The sequence below is a fragment of the Caulobacter sp. SSI4214 genome, assembly GCF_012184455.1.
Taxonomy (GTDB): domain Bacteria; phylum Pseudomonadota; class Alphaproteobacteria; order Caulobacterales; family Caulobacteraceae; genus Caulobacter; species Caulobacter vibrioides_E.
The window spans coordinates 22561-30902 of record NZ_SZWJ01000049.1; the positions used below are offsets into that span (position 1 = coordinate 22561).

9 protein-coding genes are annotated in these 8342 nt (G+C 68.1%); 3 read left to right on the forward strand and 6 right to left on the reverse strand.

Annotated elements, in window-relative coordinates; genetic code table 11:
- Window positions 1-49: 49 nt before the first annotated feature.
- Together FCU40_RS14650 and FCU40_RS14655 are read right to left on the reverse strand one after the other, a co-directional pair.
- Entirely contained in the window at window positions 50-685 is a 636-nt protein-coding gene (locus FCU40_RS14650; protein ID WP_168075866.1) for a ChrR family anti-sigma-E factor, read from the reverse strand.
- Complete coding sequence (locus FCU40_RS14655; protein WP_035017084.1) at window positions 682-1299, reverse strand: sigma-70 family RNA polymerase sigma factor; 618 nt, start codon at window positions 1297-1299, stop codon at window positions 682-684. Before FCU40_RS14655 ends, FCU40_RS14650 begins: the two co-directional genes overlap by 4 nt.
- A gap of 174 nt (window positions 1300-1473) precedes the next feature.
- Between FCU40_RS14655 and FCU40_RS14660 the strand changes: the two genes are divergently transcribed.
- Complete coding sequence (locus tag FCU40_RS14660; RefSeq protein WP_168075868.1) at window positions 1474-2040, forward strand: lipocalin family protein; 567 nt, start codon at window positions 1474-1476, stop codon at window positions 2038-2040.
- Window positions 2037-3587 (forward strand): cryptochrome/photolyase family protein, encoded by a 1551-nt coding sequence (locus FCU40_RS14665; protein ID WP_168075870.1) that lies wholly within the window; start codon window positions 2037-2039, stop codon window positions 3585-3587. The genes FCU40_RS14660 and FCU40_RS14665 overlap by 4 nt, the downstream gene beginning before the upstream one ends.
- Before the next feature lie 9 nt (window positions 3588-3596).
- On the opposite strand, the gene FCU40_RS14670 is transcribed toward FCU40_RS14665, so the two are convergent.
- Genes FCU40_RS14670 through FCU40_RS14685 form a run of 4 tightly spaced genes read right to left on the reverse strand, consistent with a single transcriptional unit; the run spans window position 3597 to window position 6722 of the window.
- Window positions 3597-4019 carry a DUF2177 family protein gene (locus FCU40_RS14670; RefSeq protein WP_168075872.1) on the reverse strand — a complete coding sequence of 141 codons (423 nt, stop codon included), beginning with the start codon at window positions 4017-4019 and terminating at the stop codon, window positions 3597-3599.
- Window positions 4016-5050 (reverse strand): cyclopropane-fatty-acyl-phospholipid synthase family protein, encoded by a 1035-nt coding sequence (locus FCU40_RS14675; protein ID WP_168075874.1) that lies wholly within the window; start codon window positions 5048-5050, stop codon window positions 4016-4018. Before FCU40_RS14675 ends, FCU40_RS14670 begins: the two co-directional genes overlap by 4 nt.
- On the reverse strand, window positions 5047-5847 hold the full coding sequence (locus FCU40_RS14680; protein WP_168075876.1) for a DUF1295 domain-containing protein: 801 nt from the start codon (window positions 5845-5847) through the stop codon (window positions 5047-5049). Before FCU40_RS14680 ends, FCU40_RS14675 begins: the two co-directional genes overlap by 4 nt.
- Window positions 5844-6722, reverse strand: a complete 879-nt coding sequence (locus FCU40_RS14685) for an alpha/beta hydrolase (protein WP_168075878.1) — start codon at window positions 6720-6722, stop codon at window positions 5844-5846. The genes FCU40_RS14680 and FCU40_RS14685 overlap by 4 nt, the downstream gene beginning before the upstream one ends.
- Window positions 6723-7040: 318 nt before the next feature.
- Here FCU40_RS14685 and FCU40_RS14690 point away from each other — a divergent pair.
- Window positions 7041-8342: hemerythrin domain-containing protein (locus tag FCU40_RS14690; protein ID WP_168075879.1), on the forward strand; the 1302-nt coding region annotated here is incomplete at its 3' end.

Genomic DNA, 8342 nt, shown 5'->3' on the forward strand with positions numbered 1-8342 from the left:
GCGCCACTGGGGTGTCGCGGCCCGCGATCCACGCGATCCGCTCCGCGTCCTAAAGCTTGACGAACGGCGCGAGCAGGCGACCCAGCCGACCGGGCAGGACGATCTGACCGTCGAGCGCGGCCACGCATAGGCACGGCGCGCTGGAGACCACGCGAGGCTGGTGCGTCACATTGGGGTCGGCTTCCTCGAAGTCGCCCCGCGAGAACACGCCATCCTCGGTGGCGTAGGCGCCTTCGATGACGCAGGTCAGCTCCACGCCGCCATGGGTGTGACGGGGCGCCGACTGGCCAGGGGCGATCCGCAGCAGGATCACGCGGCAGTCGCCGTCCCGGGGCCCCAGAACGTCGCGCACGTGAACGCCCGGACCCAGCCAGCGCCAGGTGCCAAGCGCGAAGCCGCGCAGAGGGGCCGGAAGGCTGGGGTCCGCCGTGCGCGGAACGGGCGTAGCAATGTCCGAGGCGTCGTCCAGGCGCGCCATCACGTCATCCAAGGCGTCGGGCTCCAGGCCGCTCGGGGCCAGATCGTCCAGCATCGCGCCGCCGACGGCCTCGCCAAGTTCTGCCCAGGCGCGGGTCTCGGGGCGAAGGGCGAGGTGCGTGGCCACGACCACGGCCTCGGGAACGCTCAGGGTGCCGGCGGCGAAGGCCAGCAGTCGCTCCTCGCTGGGGTGGCGTCTCGCGCTCATGCCGAGGCCCCCGCGTCTCGCTCGATAAAGGCGCGCAGCTTCATCATGCCAAACCGAATCCTGGCCTTGATGGTGCCCAGCGGAACCCCGAGGGTCTGGGAAATCTGGGCGTGGGTCTGTTCTTGGAAAAACGCCATTTCAATTGCTAGGGCTTGTTCAGGGTTCAAGGTCCGCATCGCGGCGCGAATCCTTTGGGCGTCCTCGGCGCCGCACAGGATGGCGTCGGGCTGTTGTGGCTCTTCCATGCCGAAGGTGGGATCCAGCTCGTAAAGGGTCGAAGACCCTCGCCGCAGGTTATCGATCCTAAGGTTCCGAGCGATGGTGAAGATCCAGGCCGCGGCGGAGGCGCGCGCCGGGTCGAACATGTGCGCCTTGCGCCACACCAGCAGCATTGCCTCCTGCGCCAGCTCCTCGGCCGCCGAGGGCGTTGAGCCGCTGCGCATCAGGAGCGTCTTTACGCGCGGGGCGTAGTGCTCGAACAGCTCCGCGAACGCCGCGCGATCGCGCGTCTGGGCGACGCGCGACAGCAGACCATCATAGGCGCGCGCCGAGGACGTCACCGAACGTGCGCCATGGCGTCGAGCTTCCGCGTGTCGATTCGCATACATGACCACTATACGGGCCAAGCCTTGCCCCGGATGGATCCAGGATACGATTTTCACGACGAAATCGTTCCGGGGTGTCCCGTCAAAAGGCGCGGCTGAAAGACGCCGCCCGAGACACATCCGATCGGACGGTCCGCCCGTAGCTCAACAGACGTAAGCCGACACCGCGTTCTGGAGCCGTCGATGCCGAGCCCTTCGTTTTCCCGTCCTCTTTTCCGCCGCCTGTTGGCGGGGCTGGCCGCCGCCGGCCTGGCCTTCGCCGCGCCCGCCCTGGCCTTCGCGACGACCGGGCCAGAGCCGCGCCAGGCGATCGACATCGATCGCTTCATGGGGCGCTGGTACGAGATCGTCCGTACACCCAATGATCGTCAGCGCAATTGCCATGGCGCCTATCAGGTCTGGGCCAAGGCGCCCAAGGACGGGTTTCACATCGATCAGGTCTGTCACGTCGGGGATCGTGACGGCCCGCAGCGTCATGTCGCGACCTCGGCCCGGATCGTCGATCCGACGACCAACGCCAAGTTCGAGGCCAGCTTCTTTGGCGGCCTCATCCGTCGCCAGTACTGGGTGATCGACCACGGCGACAACTACGGCTGGATGATCGCCAGTACCGCCGACGGCAAGTTCGTGGCGCTGTTGGCGCGCACGCCCGGCCTTCCGGCCGCCAAGCTGGCCGCCCTCAAGTCCCGCATCCGCGCCCTCGGCTTCGACAATACGCTCCAGGACGTGGGCCTGGATCGCGCGCCGTGAGAAGCTTGCGGCTGGTTCTGGGCGACCAGCTGAGCAGAAACCTGTCCGCCCTCGAAGGCGTGCGGCCCGGCCACGACGTCGTGCTGATGGTCGAGAGCCGGGTCGAGGCCAGGGCCTGGAAGCATCACAGGCAAAAGCTGGTTCTGGTCTGGTCTGCGATGCGGCAGTTCGCCGAGGGACTGCGGCGCGAAGGCCTGGACGTCCGCTATGTTGGTCTGGACGATCCCGACAACACGGGCTCGATCGAAAGCGAGATCCGCCGCGTCTTGACCGAGGGCGGCTTTGATCGCGTGATCCGAACGGCCTGCGGAAAGTGGGCGCTGGAGGCGCGTCTGTCGGCGCTCGAACTCGGCGTCCCGATCGAGACGCGCGAGGACGACCGCTTCATCTGTTCCCGGGCGGCGTTCGCGGGCTGGGCGGCGAACCGGCGCGAGCTGCGGATGGAGTACTTCTACCGCGAGATGCGCCGTAAGACCGGGCTGTTGATGGACGGCGACCAGCCCGCCGGCGGTCGCTGGAACTTCGACGCCGACAATCGCCGCAAGCTGCCGGCCGGCGTCCGTCCTCCGGATCGGCTGCGCGTGACGCCCAACGCCGTCACGCGCGCGGTGATCGGGCGGGTCAGTGAGGGGTTCGAGGACCATTTCGGCGCCGTCGAGCCTTTTGGCTGGCCGACCAACGCCGAAGAGGCCGAGGCCGTCTTCCAGCATTTCCTGAACGATATGCTGCCCGCGTTCGGCGATTGGCAGGACGCCATGGCCTGGGGGCGTCCTTTCCTCTGGCACGGTCTGATCTCGCCGGCGCTGAACATCGGTCTGCTGGATCCTTTGGATATCTGTCGGCGCGCGGAAGCAGCCTACCGACAAGGGCGCGCGCCCCTGAACGCGGTCGAGGGCTTCATCCGCCAGATCATCGGCTGGCGGGAGTTCGTGCGCGGCGTCTATTGGCTGAAAATGCCCGAATATGGTCGCCTCAACGCCTTGGGCGCGCGCGGCGCGCTGCCCGGCTTCTACTGGTCGGGCCAGACCGACATGGCTTGCGTCGCCGACACCGTGCGTGCGGCGCACGACCACGCCTACGCGCATCACATTCAGCGGCTGATGGTGACGGGCAATCTGGCGATGCTGCTGGGAGTCGATCCCGACGCGGTCGATGACTGGTACATGGTCGTGTTCGCCGACGCCTACGAATGGGTGGAGATGCCCAATACGCGCGGCATGGCCACGTTCGCGGATGGCGGAGTCGTCGGGTCCAAACCCTACGCGGCCAGCGGCGCCTATATCGATCGGATGAGCGACTACTGTCGGGGCTGCCGCTACGACGTCAAGGATCGGCTGGGCGACAACGCTTGCCCGTTCAACGCCCTCTACTGGGACTTCCTCGACCGCAACCTGGCGCGGCTGCGGGGACAGGGGCGTATGATGATGCCCTTGCGGACCTTGGAGACCATGGCCGAGACCGAGCGCCAAGCCTTCCGCCGCAAGGCCGCCCGAACGCGCGAGGCGATGGGGGTGATCGCCGCCAGCGATGCGGCGGCGATCACCTGATCCGAACGGTCAGCGCTGTTCGGCTCGGTTCGTTAGGCCACCGATCCTGGAATCCACCAGAGCCCCGACCGCCGAGGCGGTTCCGCTGGCGAACGCGCCCCAGGCCAGGTCGATCAAGGTGATGCGCCAGGTCCACACGCGCATCACCGCCTGGCACGTGAGGTCGTAAGTCCCATAGGCGACCAGGCCCAGGAACACGCCGGCCGATAGCGCCTTGGTCCAGGACGCGCCCCGCGCCGGCGCGACGCAGAAGCGCGTCAGGCCGGCGACGTACAGCGCGTAGAACAGCATCGCCGGCGCGAGCCGCACGGTCTCGCCCAGGATCGGGTCGAGGGTCGGCCGATAGACGCCAGGCCCCGCCAGCGTCAGAAAGCAGGCGTCCAGCAGCAGGAAGGCCAGAGCCGTCGCGACGTAGGAGACGAGCGTTCTCATGCCTTGGCCGCCGGTCGCAGGCGATAGTGGCTGACGCCCCATTCCTCGCCGCCCGCGTGGCCGAACAGCCCGGCGGTCGACAGGAAGAACAGCCGCCAGCGACGGGTCCACAGCTTGGCGTCCTTGCCATAGACCTCGCGCATCACCTGGCCGATCTCCTCGGCGTGCCGGTCGAAATTGGCCAGCCAGTCCTCGGCCGTCTTGGCGTAGTGCGAGCCGTTCCACACCCAGTCCGCCTCGACGGCGAACAGGTCGTCGAACTGGCGGATCAAGCCGTGGCTAGGCATCACGCCGCCGGTGAAGAAGTGCTGGGCGATCCAGTCGGCCGGATCATTGACGTCGAAGCGGTAGGGGGTCGTCCGGTGGCTGAAGACGTGGATGAACAGGGCGCCTTCGGGCTTCAGCCAGCCGTGGACGCGGGTCAGGAGCTCGCGCCAGTTGGCCATGTGCTCGAACATCTCGACCGAGACCACGCGATCGAACCGCTGGCTCGGCGCGAAATCGTTCATGTCGGCTGTGACGATGGTCAGGTTCGACAGACCCAGCGCTGCGGCGCGGCCCTCGATGAAGGCGCGCTGCGAGGCGGAATTGGAGACGCTGGTGATCCGGGCGTTGGGATAGTGCGCGGCCATCCACAGGCTCAGCGAGCCCCAGCCGCAGCCCAGTTCGAGAATGTCCTGACCGTCTTCGAGGTCGGCGTGGGCGCAGGTGGCGCTGAGCGCCGCGATCTCGGCCTGGGCCAAGGTCTCGTCGCCCCTGGGGTAGAGACAGGACGAGTATTTCAGCCGAGGGCCCAGCACCCGCTCGAAGAAGGCGGCCGGCAGCTCGTAGTGCTGGTCGTTGGCGGCCTTGGTGTGCTCGGCGATGGGACGTCGCGCCATCTCGCGGGCGAATTCGGCGTCGATCTCGGCGGCCGAGCCCTGCAGGCCGCGACGCGCCCCCTCGACGAGGAAGCTGACGGCGGCGCGGCGCAGGGCGTCGGGCAGCGGCGCGCCCTCGAAGGCGTTGATGACGGCGGCGACGGCGCTCATGTGTTGCTCTCCTTGGGCGGGCGGGGAAGGAAGGGGCTGACCCGGGCCTGATAGCGGCGATAGGCTTCGCCCTTCGAGGCGACCATGGCGGCCTCCAGCGGCGGCACGCCCGTACCGAACCGCAGGATGGCGAACATCACGATCGGCGCGATGAGGGACAGCCAGCTCCACGGGTCGGCCAGGTTCAGGGCGATCACCGGATAGGCGATCCAACCGACGAACTCGAACAGGTAGTTGGGGTGCCGCGACCAGGCCCACAGGCCGGTGTCGCAGACCTGGCCCCGATGGGCGGGGTCGGCCTTGAAGCGCTTCATCTGCTCGTCCGCCATGCCTTCTCCGAGGATGGCGCCGAGGAGGATCACGAGGCCCAGCGCGTCGGCGGGGCGAAAATCGGGCGCGGGCTGTCGCGCGGCGAACAGGATGGACACCGCCAAGAGCGCCGTGGCCGGAGCCTGGATCAGCATCAAGCCGACCATCCGCCGGGGAAAGCTGTCGCCCCACTCCTTGCGCAACTGAGCGTAGCGGACGTCCTCGGCCCCCTTGGCCACGCGGATCGCGACATAGGTCCCAAGACGCAGCGACCAGGCGGCGACCAGCGCGGCGATCATCATCTGGCGCCAGCTGGGCCCGCTCGCGCCCGCCATGGGAGCCAGGGCGGCCAGCGCGCAGGTCGCGCCTGTTCCGTAGGTCCAGAACACGTCCGTCCAACCGCCATTGTTGGCCGCGCGCTGAACGAACCAGCCGCAGCTCATGATGGCGAGCATCGCGACCAGGATGGCGGCGAGGAGCGGGATCACCGGTCCGCCTCCGCCAGCCGCGCGCGCATGAAATCGGTGCTGTCCCTCAAAACCGGGGCCAGGAAACGCAACGGCGCGGCGACGGCGCCCATCAGAAGCGCGTGGTCCAGGCCCTTATAGGTCCGGGTTTCGACGATGCCGCCGGCGGCGCCGACCCGCTGGGCCATTCGGGTCGTATTGCCCGGGTCCACCACCTTGTCGCCCGCGTCGGTGACGAGCAGCAGGGGCGGGGACCGGCCGTCGACATGGTTGATCGGCTGGGTGTCGGGACGCTGGCCTTCCGGTCCGAAGATGATCTTCAGCCGGTCGCTGCGCAGCGGCAGAAAGTCATAGGGGCCGGCCAAGCCCACGACGCCCTTCAGGTCGCGCTCGGGCGCCATTCCAACCGCCGCCAGCCAGCGCCGATCCGTCGCCAGGGTCACGGCGTTGTAGGCGCCGGCCGAATGGCCCATCAGGAACAGCTTGTGGGCGTCGCCGCCATAGTCGGCGATGTGCGCCTTGGTCCAGGCGACCGCCGCGGCGCTGTCCTGCACGAACGCGGGCCACCGCGCCTCGGGATAGATCCGATAGTCCGGAACCACGGCGACGAAGCCCTCGCGCGCCAAGGCCGCGCCGGCGAAGGCGTAGTCGTCCTTCTTTCCGGAGTCCCAACCGCCGCCGTAGAAGAACACCACCACCGGGGCGTGACGGTCGGCGCGGGCGTTGCGATAGATGTCCAGCTTGCCGCGTTCGCCGCCGGCATAGGCGATGTCGCGAGTAATGGTCACCCCGCCCCTGGGCTGCAGCGCGTTGACGGTCGCCAGGCCCGAGCAGCCGGTCAAGGCGCTAGCGCTCAGCACGGCGCCCAACACCTTCCATCCTTTCGCGATGGTCATCAAATCCCTCACGACATCGATCGTCTTGGGGAGATACGGCCCGCCTCCCGGCTTGGATGAACAACGTCTCAAAGTTCCGCGCCGACGTCGCGCCCGCTCGGGGCGAGGCGCGAAACCGTAGCGATCACAAGGCCTTCGGGTCGCTCGAAAGCGTGGCCGAATGGGTAGTTGGAAGCGCCATTACTGTAGAGTTTTCAATCTATTACATTTGACATTGGCCGAAACGTCGGTCGGCTCGGCGCCGTTCTTGCCCACGATCCGTCGCATCGTTCGAGGGCGATGCGCTGGCGGATTTCACGCACAATGGGAAACGCCTCTATGGCCAAGCAGGAAGACAACGACGCCAAGCCGGCGTCGAACGCCGCGGCGTCGGGAAGCGACGAAAAGCAGAACCAGGCCTCCGCGACCCAGAGCCCGACCTCGGGCGCCGCATCCACCCAGGCGACGGCGTCCAAGGCGACCGAGGCCGGGGTGACGACGACCGACGGCATCGAGCTGTTGAAGGCCGACCACCGCAAGGTCGAGGCCTTGTTCAAGGACTACGAAAAGGCCGCGCCGGCCCGCAAGACCGCCATCATCCGGGAAGCTTGCGCCGAACTGATCGCGCACACGCGTCTGGAAGAGGAAATCTTCTATCCCGCCTGTCGCGAAGCGGCGTCCGATGACGAGCCGCTGAACGAAGCCCAGGTGGAGCATGACGGGGCCAAGGTCCTGATCGCCGACCTATTGGCCAGCGACGAGGACGATCCGTACCGCGACGCCAAGTTCAAGGTGCTGTCCGAGCAGATCAAGCATCACGTGGCCGAGGAGGAGAAGCCGGGTTCCGGCATCTTCGCCAAGGCCCGGGCGGCCGGCGTCGATGTCGAGGCGCTGGGCCGCGAACTGCGCCAGCGCAAGGAAGCGCTTGCGGCGCGCGGCGGTCGTCCTCGGCCTACGCCCTTGGTGGCGCTTGAGATTTCAGACTTCTCCCAAGGCCAACAACAGGAGGATCCCATGGCCAGACAACAAGGCGGTCGCGACCGCGACGATCAGGGCCGCTTCACCAGCGACGATCGGGGCCGGTCTCGCGGTCGGGACGACGAGGATCGTGGCTACCGGTCGCGCGGACGTGACGACGACGATGGGCGTGGCTGGTACGGCGACTCGGAGGGGCATTCCGAAGCCTCGCGTCGTGGCTGGGCCGCGCGTCGGGGCGGCGAGTCCCGCAGCTTCCGCGACGACGACGATCGCGGCGGTTATCGCTCGCGCTCCAACGAACGCGACCGTGACGAGTACGGACGCTTCGTGAGCGACGATGATCGCGGCGGCTATGGATCGCGGGGGCGCGACCGAGACGAGTACGGCCGGTTCGCCGGCGACGACGATCGTGGAGGCTCGCGCTCTCGTGGCCGTGACGATGAGGGACGCGGCGGCCGCGACCGCGGCCAAGGCGGCTGGTTCGGCGATAGCGAGGGACATTCCCGCGCGGCTCGCCAACGCTGGGAGGACGACGATCGCGGCGGCCGTGGACGCGGAAGCAACGACCGGGACCGCGACGAATATGGCCGGTTCGCCAGCGACGATGATCGCGGCGCGCGCTCGCGCGGCCGTGACGACGATGACGATCGCGGCGGCCGCGGT